21 protein-coding genes are annotated in these 13,994 nt (G+C 32.5%); 14 read left to right on the forward strand and 7 right to left on the reverse strand.

The genetic code is table 11. From position 1 onward, the window contains the following. Positions 1–47: 47 nt before the first annotated feature. From C5F49_RS03200 to C5F49_RS03215, 4 genes are all read left to right on the forward strand, one after another. Positions 48–1,640 carry a peptidase gene (locus C5F49_RS03200; RefSeq protein ID WP_179363300.1) on the forward strand — a complete coding sequence of 531 codons (1,593 nt, stop codon included), beginning with the start codon at positions 48–50 and terminating at the stop codon, positions 1,638–1,640. A 73-nt stretch (positions 1,641–1,713) separates the two neighbouring features. Beyond that, positions 1,714–2,076 carry a DUF6659 family protein gene (locus C5F49_RS03205; protein WP_179363301.1) on the forward strand — a complete coding sequence of 121 codons (363 nt, stop codon included), beginning with the start codon at positions 1,714–1,716 and terminating at the stop codon, positions 2,074–2,076. 49 nt (positions 2,077–2,125) lie between these two features. Next, positions 2,126–2,653 carry a hypothetical protein gene (locus tag C5F49_RS03210; RefSeq protein WP_179363302.1) on the forward strand — a complete coding sequence of 176 codons (528 nt, stop codon included), beginning with the start codon at positions 2,126–2,128 and terminating at the stop codon, positions 2,651–2,653. A gap of 105 nt (positions 2,654–2,758) precedes the next feature. After that, positions 2,759–3,847 carry a dienelactone hydrolase family protein gene (locus C5F49_RS03215; RefSeq protein WP_179363303.1) on the forward strand — a complete coding sequence of 363 codons (1,089 nt, stop codon included), beginning with the start codon at positions 2,759–2,761 and terminating at the stop codon, positions 3,845–3,847. A gap of 25 nt (positions 3,848–3,872) precedes the next feature. On the opposite strand, the gene C5F49_RS03220 is transcribed toward C5F49_RS03215, so the two are convergent. The 4 genes from C5F49_RS03220 to C5F49_RS09675 form a co-directional block, all read right to left on the reverse strand. Next, on the reverse strand, positions 3,873–4,142 hold the full coding sequence (locus C5F49_RS03220) for a hypothetical protein (protein WP_179363304.1): 270 nt from the start codon (positions 4,140–4,142) through the stop codon (positions 3,873–3,875). Positions 4,143–4,155: 13 nt separating this feature from the next. Beyond that, a complete protein-coding gene (locus C5F49_RS03225; RefSeq protein ID WP_179363305.1) occupies positions 4,156–5,085 on the reverse strand; it encodes a transcription initiation factor IIB in 930 nt (309 codons plus the stop codon). A 262-nt stretch (positions 5,086–5,347) separates the two neighbouring features. After that, the gene (locus C5F49_RS09670) at positions 5,348–5,479 is read right to left on the reverse strand and encodes a hypothetical protein (protein ID WP_281361121.1); all 132 of its coding nucleotides are present in this window, start codon (positions 5,477–5,479) and stop codon (positions 5,348–5,350) included. 1 nt (position 5,480) lies between these two features. Then, the gene (locus C5F49_RS09675; protein ID WP_281361123.1) at positions 5,481–5,609 is read right to left on the reverse strand and encodes a hypothetical protein; all 129 of its coding nucleotides are present in this window, start codon (positions 5,607–5,609) and stop codon (positions 5,481–5,483) included. A 241-nt stretch (positions 5,610–5,850) separates the two neighbouring features. On the opposite strand from C5F49_RS09675, the gene C5F49_RS03230 reads away from it, so the two are divergent. Beyond that, a complete protein-coding gene (locus C5F49_RS03230) occupies positions 5,851–6,246 on the forward strand; it encodes a CBS domain-containing protein (protein WP_179363306.1) in 396 nt (131 codons plus the stop codon). Here the strand turns inward: C5F49_RS03230 and C5F49_RS03235 are convergent, their stop codons facing one another. Further along, on the reverse strand, positions 6,247–6,672 hold the full coding sequence (locus C5F49_RS03235) for a hypothetical protein (RefSeq protein ID WP_179363307.1): 426 nt from the start codon (positions 6,670–6,672) through the stop codon (positions 6,247–6,249). A 48-nt stretch (positions 6,673–6,720) separates the two neighbouring features. On the opposite strand from C5F49_RS03235, the gene C5F49_RS03240 reads away from it, so the two are divergent. The 3 genes from C5F49_RS03240 to C5F49_RS03250 are packed head-to-tail and all read left to right on the forward strand — an operon-like array spanning position 6,721 to position 8,943. Beyond that, entirely contained in the window at positions 6,721–7,275 is a 555-nt protein-coding gene (locus C5F49_RS03240) for a DNA-3-methyladenine glycosylase I (protein ID WP_179363308.1), read from the forward strand. 29 nt (positions 7,276–7,304) lie between these two features. Further along, complete coding sequence (locus tag C5F49_RS03245; protein WP_179363309.1) at positions 7,305–7,670, forward strand: carbonic anhydrase; 366 nt, start codon at positions 7,305–7,307, stop codon at positions 7,668–7,670. Further along, a complete protein-coding gene (locus C5F49_RS03250) occupies positions 7,642–8,943 on the forward strand; it encodes an NRAMP family divalent metal transporter (protein ID WP_246275374.1) in 1,302 nt (433 codons plus the stop codon). Before C5F49_RS03245 ends, C5F49_RS03250 begins: the two co-directional genes overlap by 29 nt. A 31-nt stretch (positions 8,944–8,974) precedes the next feature. On the opposite strand, the gene C5F49_RS03255 is transcribed toward C5F49_RS03250, so the two are convergent. Next, the gene (locus tag C5F49_RS03255; protein ID WP_179363310.1) at positions 8,975–9,328 is read right to left on the reverse strand and encodes a hypothetical protein; all 354 of its coding nucleotides are present in this window, start codon (positions 9,326–9,328) and stop codon (positions 8,975–8,977) included. A gap of 159 nt (positions 9,329–9,487) precedes the next feature. Between C5F49_RS03255 and C5F49_RS03260 the strand changes: the two genes are divergently transcribed. From C5F49_RS03260 to C5F49_RS03275, 4 genes are all read left to right on the forward strand, one after another. Beyond that, a complete protein-coding gene (locus tag C5F49_RS03260) occupies positions 9,488–9,727 on the forward strand; it encodes a hypothetical protein (protein ID WP_179363311.1) in 240 nt (79 codons plus the stop codon). A 381-nt stretch (positions 9,728–10,108) separates the two neighbouring features. Then, positions 10,109–10,600, forward strand: a complete 492-nt coding sequence (locus tag C5F49_RS03265) for a DUF192 domain-containing protein (RefSeq protein WP_179363312.1) — start codon at positions 10,109–10,111, stop codon at positions 10,598–10,600. Positions 10,601–10,641: 41 nt separating this feature from the next. Then, positions 10,642–11,268 carry a hypothetical protein gene (locus C5F49_RS03270; RefSeq protein ID WP_179363313.1) on the forward strand — a complete coding sequence of 209 codons (627 nt, stop codon included), beginning with the start codon at positions 10,642–10,644 and terminating at the stop codon, positions 11,266–11,268. Positions 11,269–11,308: 40 nt separating this feature from the next. Continuing rightward, positions 11,309–12,070: a sulfite exporter TauE/SafE family protein gene (locus C5F49_RS03275; RefSeq protein ID WP_179363314.1), complete on the forward strand. Its 762-nt coding sequence runs from the start codon at positions 11,309–11,311 to the stop codon at positions 12,068–12,070. Between the two features lie 336 nt (positions 12,071–12,406). On the opposite strand, the gene C5F49_RS03280 is transcribed toward C5F49_RS03275, so the two are convergent. Further along, positions 12,407–12,943, reverse strand: a complete 537-nt coding sequence (locus tag C5F49_RS03280; RefSeq protein WP_179363315.1) for a hypothetical protein — start codon at positions 12,941–12,943, stop codon at positions 12,407–12,409. 267 nt (positions 12,944–13,210) lie between these two features. Here C5F49_RS03280 and C5F49_RS03285 point away from each other — a divergent pair, with 267 nt between their 5' ends. Continuing rightward, on the forward strand, positions 13,211–13,372 hold the full coding sequence (locus tag C5F49_RS03285) for a hypothetical protein (RefSeq protein ID WP_179361852.1): 162 nt from the start codon (positions 13,211–13,213) through the stop codon (positions 13,370–13,372). A gap of 151 nt (positions 13,373–13,523) precedes the next feature. Further along, entirely contained in the window at positions 13,524–13,988 is a 465-nt protein-coding gene (locus C5F49_RS03290; protein WP_179363316.1) for an SHOCT domain-containing protein, read from the forward strand. The last annotated feature ends 6 nt before the right edge of the window (positions 13,989–13,994 follow it).

The following is a 13,994-nucleotide window of genomic DNA, read 5'->3' on the forward strand; positions in this document are numbered from 1 at the left end:
ATAATTGATTCCATATTGTATTTTAAGACCTTTGAATTACTCTTAATGTGATTCAGAAATTCCTTCTAGTTGCATTTGCACTATTACTTGCCATTTCATTTTCTCCAGCATATGCCCAACACCATTCAGGATCTCTTGCCCCGCCAGTTGATTTTGATGGTATGAGATTGGCTTTAATCACTGCACTCACTCCTGAAAATTTTACACTTGGTGATTCAAAAAACCCTATTCTCTCAATTAGATTGTTTGATACTGATACTAACACCAATGTCAAAAGTGTAACATATCGTATTCAAATTTTTCATGGGGATAGCCTTGTTGCAAATGAATATTTCTTTGATGAAGATGGAAAATTAGATTTAGAAATTAAACCAAAATCTGAATGCATGAATCAAGAACTTTGGAAATGTACAAAATATTACGGTGAAAAACATCCTATCGCAGGTGGCTACTTTGCACGTGGAGATTCAATCCCAGTTATTCAAGGACCTGTTTTTGATAAGAGCGGAGAATATGCTGTAAATGTGTCAATTGTAGGTGCAACAAATCCTAAAACAATGACTACAAAAGATTTCCTTTTTGAAACTTTTGTACATGTTCCTCAAAAAGAAACTTTTCTGATAAAATCTGCAACTGCACAAGAATATCCAGTTTCAATCAAATCTTACAACAGTGAAACCTCTAATTTCAAACATGATAGTTTGTTAGATTCAATTTCTTATGATACAATTCTTACCCAAGAATATTCGTATCAGCCTAACTCCTATGTTGAACAATTAATTATTTTAGAAAAAGATTTCTCATCATTCAAACAAGGATATGATGTTAATGTATTTGTAGATAGAAATCAATTAGATTCTCAATATGTTAAATTTGATGATTCCTCTATCCATGAAAATATAATTAAAATTAAAATTCCACATGATATGTATCTAGAAAAAAATGATGATTCATTAAATATTGAAATTTCATCTGGAGATTTAATTGAATTTAATGTTCTGGATTTAAAATTTGATAACAATATTGTATCCAAAGTATCATGGGATTCAAAATCTGCTACAGGAAAAAATATTCCCTTTACGTTCTCTTTTCTTGATTCGGGGAATAATCCTGTAAATGATATTTTGTTTGCATACAGTATATCTGATTCATCTGGAAAAGAAATATGGTCAAATCTTGGAACAGGTGAATCATATCTTGGTATTTTGGCCAATAACGGTATTGCTCAAGAATCAATTTTCATTCCAAGTGATGGGAAATACAAATTAAAATTAATTTTAACTGGTCAAAACTCTAAAAACTTTGAAGAATTTCTTGTATCCCAGTTAGATTTTGATATTTCTAACTCTATTATACAAGAGAAAAAATCTGGCGAAATTCCATCCTGGATTAAAAATAACGCAGGTTGGTGGTCTGAAGGTACTATAGATGAGGATTCCTTTATTGGAGGAATTCAATTTCTAATTAAAGAAGGAATCATAGAAATCCCAGACACTACGCAAACTGCTGAATCTCAATCCTCTGAGATTCCGCAGTGGATTAAAAATAACGCAGGCTGGTGGTCACAAGGATTGGTATCTGACTCTGATTTTATTTTGGGGATTCAATTTTTGATATCAAGTGGCGTGTTGGTAGTCTAATTCTAACATCCCTTCTAGTAAAAATTGCCAATTATCTCTAAACGCTAATAATTTAGTAGGATAAACAATATTATTGGATTATGAAAAATTCTGCTCTCAAATTTTGGATATAGATCCTAAGGTTCGATTTGCCACAGTATTTGATGAATGGTCTGTCAAATTAGGGGGTGGAATGAGAGAAGGAGTAGAAAGTTTACTTTCTGAGCGCGCATCAAAAGAACTTGTTAATCTTGCAACATTTGATTGGAAATCAAGAAAAGATATGGCCAAAATGTTAGGGAAGACAAAATACACTCTAGCCGAATATGATACGGTTAAGCGTTTTTCATTTTATCTTGGGGATGATAACCTGCTTCTTGTAAGTACTGAAAAAGAATGTGACACCAATACCATAGTTGATCAAGTGATCAAACTATATTATGAAAATCAAAACTAATCCATTCCTAAAGTTGAATCTTTTTATGAGTAAAGAGTGAATGATAATCATGGAATTAAAGTCCGAAAAATCAATTAAAGATTATTTGGAAAAATTACCTGATGACACTATAATCAAATACTATCTTGATGTGGAGTATAGTCCATTTCCAGTATTGCTCATTGAAGAATATACAAGACGATTCAAACGAAAAACAAAAAATGAAATTATTAAAGATCTGGTATTGCAAACTCGTCTTGCCAAAAAGAAAACCAAAGAACTGGGTTCCATGGCAAAAAAACACAAACTAGTTGATGATGTTACACGAGAGAAATCTGAAGAGATAATCAAACAAGCAAAGAAAAAGGGATATAAAATTAGTGAAAGACTGGCTTCCAAAGGAAGTATTTTGGGTTCTAAATTAAAAAAGAAAACAAAATCTGGCATCAAATCTGGAATTAAAGTAAAAGAGAATCTACAAACTCCCAAGCATAGAGAACTGGACTTGCTGAAAAAACTTGGTGATTTACAAAAAGCGGGAATTATCACAAAAAAAGAATTTGATGAAAAAAAGAAAAAAATCCTCTCTAAAATTTAATCATCTACTATTGAGTCTATTTTAGCCTGAAGAAATGTTGTAAATTGCGGATTAGCACTCTCTGTATGAAATCGTTTAAATTTTAATGAACTATTTTGAGTGTAAATGAATTCTTTTTTGTATAATTTTATGATTGTTTTTTTAATCGGTTTCTCTTTAGTTATCTATAGCATTCCTTCAGTTGATGCTATTCAATCTGAAGGAAAATCTGCATGGGAAGTAATGTCAGACAAAGTTTGTGGGGACAAATTATGTTCCGAAATAGATGTAACTTCTGAACCATCCACTATGTCCTCTGTTGCATATTTCCCTCCACCTTTAGTTCAAATCACTCAAGGCGTTGATCCTTCAAACGTTACATGCACTGAAGGAAAATCACTTGTTCTAAAACAATCAAATGGATTACCTGCATGTGTTAATCCGACAAGTGTTGAGAAATTAATTACAAGAGGTTGGGCAATTCATGTTTTACCTGATTATGTTGATGACAACAATACCTCTGAAATTTTTACACTGGGAACTCATTTGACAACTTCAGAAATGGTTGTCTACTCTGGTAATACTTCTGGCTACTTGTCAAAACCTGTAGATGATGGAGATTATCCTGGAATTATTATGATTCATGAATGGTGGGGATTAAATGACAACATCAAAGAGATGGCAGACAAACTTGCATCTCATGGATATGTAGTATTGGCAGTTGATCTTTATGATGGTAAAGTTGCAACTACTTCTGATCAAGCCAGGCAATTAATTTCATCATTTGATTCTGAATACGGACTACAAAACATGAATTCTGCAGTTTCATTATTGAGTGATGATTATTCTGCAAACACTGTTGGTTCAATTGGTTGGTGCTTTGGTGGTGGTCAATCCCTAAACCTTGCACTAGGTAATGGTGAGATGGATGCTACTGTAATTTACTATGGTTCACTTGTGACTGACTCTGATAATCTGTCTTCTATTGATTGGCCTGTTCTTGGAATCTTTGCAGAACTAGATAGGGGAATTCCAGTTGACACAGTTAATGAATTTGAATCTGCATTGAATGATGCAGGCGTAGATAATCAAATTTACATCTATGAAGGAGTTGATCATGCCTTTGCAAATCCTTCTGGAGAGCGATATGCTCCTGAAGAGTCAAAATCTGCTTGGGATAAAACTCTCTCTTTTCTAGAATTAAATTTGAAATAATTTTAATTTAGATTTTTTAAAATTATTATTTTTCTAAACATGATTTGCATAGTTTCTCATTCATCATGCTATTTTTAGGAATGAACTTGTTTTCACAATTACTGCATACATTAAGTAACCGCAGTCCCTTGACTGTACTTTGACTCTCATCTATCTTGATTGTTTTATTTTTCTCATTTGATATTTCAAGAGGCTTTGAGATGTTATCTGCCCCTTTGAGTTCTTCATCTATTTTGTTGATGTCCTCTGTTGATAGTTGTATTTTGAATTCACTATCTTTAGATGTATTATCCATTTCCAACTCCGAATTAACTTAATGTGCCAAACAAATCCAATTTTGTTTTAAATTCTTGAATTCTATTTCTTATTGAAACTGTGCTGGTATTTGCAGCTGCTGCAATTTCTGTTTGAGATTTTGATTCTCCTGTAATCACACATGCTGCATAAACTGCAGTGGCTGCCACGATTTCTGGATTTTTACCAGCTATGATTCCTGCATCTTGGGCTGCAGTTAAAATTTGTGTTGCTTTACGAATTGTTTTTTCAGATGTTCCTATCTTACTTGCAATTTTACTAATTGATTTTATTGGATCAACTACAGACACAGTAAATTCTAATTCTCTAAACAATATTCTGTATGCACGTGCTATCTCTTTTCTTTTAATTACAAATTGATCTGCAATCTCAGTTAGAGACCTGTGGTGCTCTAAATCTCGACATGAGGCATACAAACATGCTGCTGCAATGGATTTTACAGTTCTACCACGAATAATGTTTCTCTCAATTGCCTTTCTGTAAAATAGTGATGCGCGCTCAACTACTGTATCTGAGAGGCCTAATTTTGACTGTACTTTATCAAATTCTATTAGTGCAAATCTGAGATTCCTTTCTGCTGAGTTTTTTGTCTGTGATCTGCTATCCCATTTTCGTAATCTGTCAAACATCTGAGTGGTTTTACCCGAGAGTGGCTTTCCAACTGCATCCTTGTTTTGTGCTCCAATTCTTGTATTGAGGCCCTTGTCGTGCATTTTCAGTGATAGTCCGGGACCTGTTCTGGCAGTATCTGCAGTATCTGAAATTAGTCTGCGCTCTGCTCCTCTATCTTCGGCATTTTCTGAAATAACAAATCCACAACTAGAGCAGATAGTTTCTCCAATAACTTGGTCAGTTACAAATTTTGAGGCATGACAATAATCGCAAAATATTTTTGTTTTTTTAACTACTTGAACTGTGGTCAATAATTTTCCTTAAACCACGACAGGTATTTTCTCAATGATGCAATTTGTGTGAATTTCTTTATCTGTGTGAAGATTGCAATTGTGGCAAATAAACTCAATTGGTTTTTTACATTCAGGACAATTTTGATGTACATCAACATTGAAACCGCATTTTCTACAAGAGGTTATTTTCATTGATTATCGTCTGTTTTCGCTTGTATTAAAGGAGCGTAAAATTAGTGTGCACTAATGATTACGCTCTACATCAAAAATTAGTATTGAATTATTTTTGATTAATTACATTACCTTGTGTATCAAGTATATTGCCACATGTTTCACATTCCCACTTGTCACTAAATTCTTTTTGATCATTTGTAACTTTTGATGCGTTACAAACTTTACAGCGAATTGACATCTTAATAGCCTCCTCCGTTACTTTCTGATTCATTTTTTTCTAAATGTTTTTTTTCATGTTGACATACTTTTTCAAAAGTATCTACGGTTCCTTCCCATTTAAAATCACATTCTTTACAATTATATTTCATTTTGATTTTTCTTCAGTTTTCTTTTCGGATTCTTTGAATGCATTTACATCCTCTGTGGTTTTACAAGAACCACATCTTAGTTTTTCCATTATTTTTTTAAACATACTTTGAGTGGGTTACCTGTAGTATATACTGGAGTATTGGTAAATCAGGTGCCTAAAAGAAGAGAATTAATCAAAAAGTAAATCTAAATGATACTCGAATATGAAGATCTTAAATATTATAATTCCTCAACCAAGGGATGAGCCATGAAAATTTCAATTCTTCTATCTTGATTCAAGATGTTATGACTAGAGCCTTGATTACTGTAAACCCTTCTACTACTGCATTCCAGGTAGCAAAAATGATGGAGCAGGGAGGAATTGGAGCAATATTGGTTCAGGATAATTCTAATCCTGTGGGAATTGTTACCGATAGAGATTTTGCAACAAAAATTGCAGCAAAGAATCTTCCATTTGACACTCCTGTGGAAAAAATAATGTCTTCTCCATTAATTACGATAAATCACAATGAACCAATTTCAGCTGCTGCTGAGAGAATGACTAGTAAAAAAATTAGAAAATTAGCAGTTACTGAAAACGGTAAGGTAGTTGGAATAATTACCTCTACTGATCTAGTAACACAGTTGGCAAAATAACTAGAAAGTTTTAGTCTTTCTGAGAAAAATTGTCACTGATGCCATGTAGCACCCTGTTGCAATAACTTCTGAAATTAATGATGCCAAGTATGGCTCTATTCCAATTTCAAGAAAATAGTACAGTGTAGGCCATCTTATTCCCAGATAAATGATTTCACCCACTCCAAATGATGAAATCAAAGTTAGTAGTTCTTTTTTGATTAAATTTGACTTCATCGATTTGTATCTGTCTTTGTTATCCCAATAAAATAAGACCGAAAATATTCCAAAGTAAATGATGTATCCGATAATTATTGTAAATGTTGTATTGAGATAGTTTTCTTGATCTCCTAGTAACTGTGCAGCAACTGCTGATAATGATGCAGAAATTACAAAACAAATGAGAAAACTTCTATTGATTTGTAATAGTTGTGGATTTAATTTCATGGTATCTCTTTGGTAACTGTTATTTTGAATCATATGATAAACTAAACTATGAAAAAAAGATGTGAGTGGGCAAAAGATGAACCTAACACCACCTACCATGATGATGAATGGGGGACACCTCAACATGATGATAAAATATTATTTGAATTTCTAATTTTGGAGGGGGCACAAGCTGGTCTATCCTGGACTACTATTCTAAACAGGAGAGAGGGCTATAGGAAGGCATTTTCTAACTTTGATGCAAAAAAGGTCTCAAAATACACTCAAAAAAAAGTAGAAAAACTACTGCAAGACGAATCAATAATTCGAAATAAACTAAAAATCAATTCTGCAATAAATAATGCAAAATTATTCTTAAAAATTCAGGATGAATTTGGAACTTTTGACAAATACCTGTGGGGATTTGTAAATCATAAACCTATCAAAAACAAGTTCAAAAAACACTCTGATTTGCCTGCAACTAGCGATATTTCAGAAAAATTGAGTAAAGATCTTAAAAAACGCGGGTTTAATTTTGTAGGTCCTACAATTTGCTATGCCTTGATGCAGGCAATAGGAATGGTAAATGATCATACTTCTGATTGTTTTTTGTATAAAAAATAATTTTTAAGGAAGACTAATTTTATTTTGGTATGGCTGAAGGAAAATTTGCAACATCTGTATCTTGTATGGATGGCAGAATTCAACTTCCACTAAACAAGTGGATTAAAGAAAATTATTCCGCAGATTTTGTTGATACTATAACTGAACCTGGAGTTGATAAAAAAATTTCAGACGTTGTTGAATCAATCAAAACAAAGGTTGGGATTTCTATAAATGCACACAAATCTGAACTAGTTGTAGTTTCAGGTCACTATGATTGTGCAGCAAATCCTGTCTCTGATGAAGAACATATTGCACAAATCAAAAATGCAGTTGAAATTATTTCATCATGGAATTTGAATGCCAAAGTAATTGGTGTTTGGGTTGATGGCTCTTGGAATATTAATCCAGTATAAAATAATGAGTTCAACTGTATCTCGTTTTTCAAAGACTGCAGGACCTGGAATTTTATTTGCATGTACTGCCATAGGCGTATCTCATCTTGTCCAGTCAACTAGGGCAGGCGCTGATTATGGATTGTTTATTGTGGGATTTGTCATCTTAGTAACTATACTAAAGTACCCTTTCTTTGAATTTGGTTCTCGTTATGCAAATTCTACACAGACAAGCATAATTGATGGCTACAAAAAACTTGGCAAGCCTGCCTTGTGGTTGTATTTTCTATTAACTATTAGTTCGATGTTTTTTGTTACAGGTGCAGTAGGATTTGTCACTGCGGGATTTTTTGAAAATCTATTTGGAATTGATTTTCTTGGAGAGTGGACAATAATTATTTTATTTGCAGTATGTGTGGCAGTTTTGGCTATTGGAAAATTCAATGCACTAGATAGTTTGATCAAAATTATTGCAATTGTTTTAGTTGTCTCTACAGTTGCTGCATTTTCACTCACATTGTATAATGGGCCACTGGTACCTATTGCAGGATTTGAGCCAAAAGATCTTTGGGATATCTCTGGAATCTTTTTCTTACTTGCACTGATGGGTTGGATGCCAACTGCAGTTGATCTGTCCAGCTGGAATAGCTTGTGGACCTTGGAGCGAATGAAACAAACAAGATACAAACCTCGTTTGAAGGAGACTCTCTTTGAATTTCGATTAGCCTATTTGATAACTGGAATTCTTGCAATAATGTTTGTGACATTGGGTTCGTTTATTTTCTATGGTTCTGGCGAAGAACTTCCAAACAGTAATTCTCTTTTTGCACATGAAATAGTTACATTATACACACAGACAATTGGGGAGTGGAGCTATGTCTTCATTGCAGCTTCGGCATTTACTGTAATGTTTGGAACTATAATTGCAGTTTTTGATGGATATTCCAGATCATTGCAGAGAACAGTTGAATTGATTTTTACCAAAAACGAAGAGAAAATACGCACAAAATTTCGAACTCTTTACTTGTTTTTCTTGATTCTAATCTCTGGTGGTTCACTTGTGGTGGTGTTTCAATTTGGAAACAATCTCAAGGAATTAGTTGATTTTGCAACTGTCCTGTCATTTGTAATTGCACCGGTAATTGCAATCTTTAATTTTAGATTGGTTACTGGCAAATTTCTTGACACAGAGCATCAACCTTCCATGTGGTTAAAAATTCTAAGTGTTTCAGGAATTCTTTTCCTAATTGGGTTTGCAGTTGTGTTTGCAGTTCTAAAATTTGGATCTATCTAATTATTTTCATGTGATTGTGCTGGGTTCTGTTTTATTGTCTTATTGTTTTTAGAACATTTTCTATCAATAAATCATTGGATATTCCAAGTTCAGTGGAAATTAACAATAGGGCGTTTCCTCCCACATGAAATGTAAATCTCTTTAATTTTTCATATTCTGCAAGGGCATATTTTGGGGCTCCGATATATTCTCCCATTTGTAGGCGTGTAGTCCATCTATCAAATGCCTGTTCAACTGATAGTCTGGTAATTGATTCTGGTGATAGGGTTTTAGTTCCTTCTCTCATTCCACCTGCAATCTTTTCATAGTTTTTAGAATAGACTGCAACAAATCTAATTTGTTTATCTAGACCAAAAATAGTCTCACATAATTTTTCATAATTCATGAATTTACGATAAAATCATGACGATTAATCGTGTAGATGTAGTTTTTTTATGTAAAAATGTTTGTTAATTTAACAGTGAATATCACAATTAGATACTGATGCCCTATCAATTTTTCAAAACTCCTATACCCTTAAGTCTCTAATTCTTAGAGATACACTATGACTGATGACAAAAAAATGAAAATTGTATGTAAATGGTGTACTGTTTCTCAATCTTGCCATGTTGTTAGTCAAAAAATTACAGATCATCATGGAAACTATGGAATAGATAGCATCATGATGGCTAAAATCAAAATTCACAAACATTTCAAAGGAAAAAATTATTGCAAAGGTGCAGATAGAACAATTGAAGTGCCTCTAGATGAGGTGCAAAAGTATAATGAAAAAAACAAAGATTAGCTTCTAAATTCTAATACATAAATTCATCATTTCCAAATTGTAACTATGGTTTCATGAGTGGTGTATATCTAGTGGTTAATGTTGAAGATTCTTAATATAACAAGCTCAATTCGTAAAATCATGAAATATTGTCATGATTGTTTAACTCCAATTAATAGTCATTCAAAAGAAGAGTACTGTGTTATTTGTAAAAGAGATAAGCCATTAAAGAAAGTGCTATAGCATAGATTGAGTTATTTCATATTTTATCTTACAGTGTAAATTTCATGTTTCATCAAAATGATCCTATTTTCAAAATCCCTTACATTGTCTGAATAACTGATGCTTTCTTGCCGTCTGGGCAGTCTAACACATTTTAAATGGATTTTGCCGAGTTAATTTATGACTACTCGTGCTCAAGCATTAATTCCGATAACAATTGCGGCAGTCATTATTGGTGTAATTGGAATGTTGACGCTTCCAAGTGATAGTAAATTAGAATCAGTTGAATTTCCACGAGGTACCATTTTAGTTGATGATATTCCACTTGAAGTGCAAATTGCAGATTCAGAACCAAGACGAGTTCGTGGATTGATGTTTCAAGAACAATTGCCTTATGATCAGGGGATGATTTTTGTATTTGCAGATCCGGGTTTGTATTCTTTATGGATGCTTAACATGCAATTTTCATTAGATATGATTTGGTTTGATCAAGATGGAAATGTTGTACATATTGAAAAAGATGTTCCGCCATGTAAGACAGTCGTAGAAATTACTACTTGTCAAAGTGTTGTTCCAGATAATGAGGCATCATATGTGCTAGAAGTAACTTCTGGATTTGTTGAACAAAATAATATCACTCTTGATTCGAAATTGACCATAATTTCTATCTAGAATTGCAAAGCCTTATCTTTGAATAAATAATTTGTAATTTAATGAACAAGCCATTATTGATCATAATGGGAGTTGTAATCATTGTTTTAGGTGCAATAATTATTTTTTATTCTACTCCTGAAACAGAATCAAAACCCGTTTACTATACTGGGTTTACATATTATGATATTGAAAAAATTCAAAAAACTTTAGCCAATCAAAATATTTTTGTATCTTCACCAACTGCAATAACTGATCATACAATTAGTCAATACTGTACATTTTTTGATAAAGGATTACCAAGAACTGTAGAATATTGCACTACTACTGCTGTAACTGACATTCATGGAAACACTTTGGGAAATATCAACATTGGAGGTGACACTAACTCTCCAGTCTTGGCAATAGCTAATCTTGAAACTCAAACTTTGGAGTCCAATCAAGATGAGGTTTTAGCAGTAATTGAGGCTATGATTGAAACTCTTGTCTGTGACTGTTGGGAGGAAGAAAAGGCTGATGATGATGTTGAGTCTATCTCTGCGTGGGTGGAACTTGTTCACACATTTTACTATGATTCTAATGAACGTGGAATAAAATCACAAATCGACGATTTGAAAACTTCTGAAATAACTTTGGAGATTACACCTAAGGACAATTCTGTTTTGCAGACATTGATCATTCTAAAGTAGTCTAATTATATACTACAAATTTCTTTGATTGACGATTACAATGATTGATCAATTATGGTTAATTCCTTTAGGCTTTGCAGCTGGACTATTAGGTTCTATGATTGGTCTAGGTGGTGGAATCATTGTTGTACCTGTCTTGACCTTTTTGGGGTTTCCGCCTACTGTTGCTGCAAGTAATAGTCTGTTTGCTGCATTAAGTAATGCCATTGCATCTACAATTTCATATTCAAAACAAAAACGAATTGAATACTCTTTGGGAATCAAATTGGGATTGCTTTCAATTCCTGGAACTGTTTTAGGTGCAATAATATCCACTGATGTTGCACCCGATATCTTTAAAATTTTATTTGGATTTGTGTTGATTGCATCAGCTGCGTACATATTTTTAAGGAAAAAAATTGAAACCAGAGAGAAAACAATTTCAAAACAAATGATTGTTTTTGCAATCGGTGCAAGTTTTTTTGCAGGAATAATTTCATCTTTTTTTGGAATTGGGGGTGGGATAATTTTTGTTCCGTTAATGGTTGTAGGAATGGGCATGGCAATGAAAAAAGCTGCTCCTACATCTCAGATGATTCTCTTGTTTGCATCTCTGTCAGGAGTGATAGTTCATAGTTTCTTGGGACATCCAGATTTTCTTCAAGCAGGATTTTTGGCAATTGGTTCATTTATTGGAGGATTAGTTGGTGCAAGATTATCTATTGATATCAAAGAAAGATACTTGCAAATTCTTGTGTCTGTTGTAATTTTAATTGCAGCTGCAAAATTATTCTTTGATTCTATATCTGTGAATTTATTTTAGAATTTAGGCTCAATATTTCATTTTATGTTTTTATACCAATTTTGTAATGTATGTTGTTCATTAGGTCTTATGACCTAAGGGCGGGAGAGACTAGTCGGCTCTCCTGTATTTTACTTATGATATTTTTTCATAATTTATTTTAAAAATTGGTACTATTGATACATCTGAACTTTTTAGATTGTATTATGAATGATTAAATCAAAAAGAAACGTCTAGTTTTTTGGGTCTTTCATTAATAAATAATTTTAAGAATATTATGTTGATAATTGTAAAATTAGGATATTGGTAACTAGAATTAGAATAATAACACACAGATGAGTTTCAGAAACGTTAAATCTATTGCTCTGGGATTTTTATTTTAAATTCAAAACTTTCTTCATCTGATTTAAAATCTGATGTGACATGTTTTGCATCATTGAACATTTTAAAATATATCATTCCATTAACATATAACCAATTATATCCCATGTCGCTATTTGCACATGTTATTGTCCTTAGTCCGTCTTTATCATCATAATACAAGTGATGGCCATTTTGTTTAAACCAACTTGACATAGTTTCAGTCATTTCTTCAAATTTTAACATTGGAGAAAATAACTGCATGCAGGAAACAGTTGGCTCATATTTTGTTTTTATCCAAGGATCTAACTCTTTTTTGGTAAATCTATTGTATAGCTTTTTTATTTCACTACGTTGAATTATCATATCTTGGCGTTTGAAACACTTGTCCAGAACATCTAGATGATTGTTGATGATATTTTCTGCAGCCTTTGTGGGGGAAATGTTGTTCTCTTGTGCTAATTTTTTAATGGAATTAATATGATCTTTGGTAAATCGTAAACTGATTACTTCATCTTTTGTTTTGACCGCCATATTCCGAATTGGACTTTTTTTAATAAATACCTTATCTGAAAATTAAATTTAAATAAATAAAATATGCAAATTGTATTCTGTTATTGCTTACTTTACTAGCAAAAGCTTACATTTTCCGATTTATATAAATTTGAGTGGGTCTTTTGATATTTGGTGTAATATAGGGGGGCACATGATGAATTCTGGAAAAAAATGTAAACATTGTAACAAAGAGTTTTTCAATAGAAGTAGTGATTACTGCTCTTCAGAATGTGCGGCTGAATCATTATGAAAATGCTTTGCAAGCATTGTGGTAAGGCATTTGAAGGCAATACTGAAAAATTTTGTTCTGACTCTTGTTTTAAATCACATATTTCAGATATTTCAAGAAGGAGTGCAGAAGCTGTTGAAGGTGATCCTGGTCATACTCAAAACCTATCTGAAGACTAGATTTTCACATTATTGATATGTACTAAATTCAAAGGTTGCACATTAATTGTAAGATGAGATTTTGATTAAAACGTGGTTTTGCAGTTAGTATTACCTAACAATGTGGATGTTAAAATAATACCTTTACACTAATACTTTGTACATCAATAACATGGTCGAGAAAAAAGAAAAATCAGAAAATCCTCGAGAAATACTCAAGGAAAAACAAGATAATATTTTAGAAGATGTAACAAAGAATTATACTCAAACTGTTGAACACGGAAAACAATTGGGTAGGGAATCTTTAGAAAAACTAAATCAAGTTACTAGTTCTACTACTGATTTTCTTAAATCTCAAGATTATCTAAAAACATTAAAAATCAATTCGCTAAAACTTAGAGAAAAAAGTTTAGAGCAAAAAAATATGCTAAAAAAGAAGAGTCCTAAATTTTATAAAAAAATCTATAATGCATTTTTTTACTTTTTTGAATTAATTGTAGGACGAATAAAACTTGGTACTCAATATGGTGCCTCAAGTCTTGAACTTTTAGAAAAATTGGCAAAGCTCAAAGAATTGGGAATAATTACTGACAAAGAATTTAATGAAAAAAAGAAAAAGATCTTAGATAGAATTTGAATGAAT

Origin of the sequence: Nitrosopumilus oxyclinae (assembly GCF_013407165.1) — an archaeon.
Taxonomy (GTDB): Archaea; Thermoproteota; Nitrososphaeria; order Nitrososphaerales; family Nitrosopumilaceae; genus Nitrosopumilus; species Nitrosopumilus oxyclinae.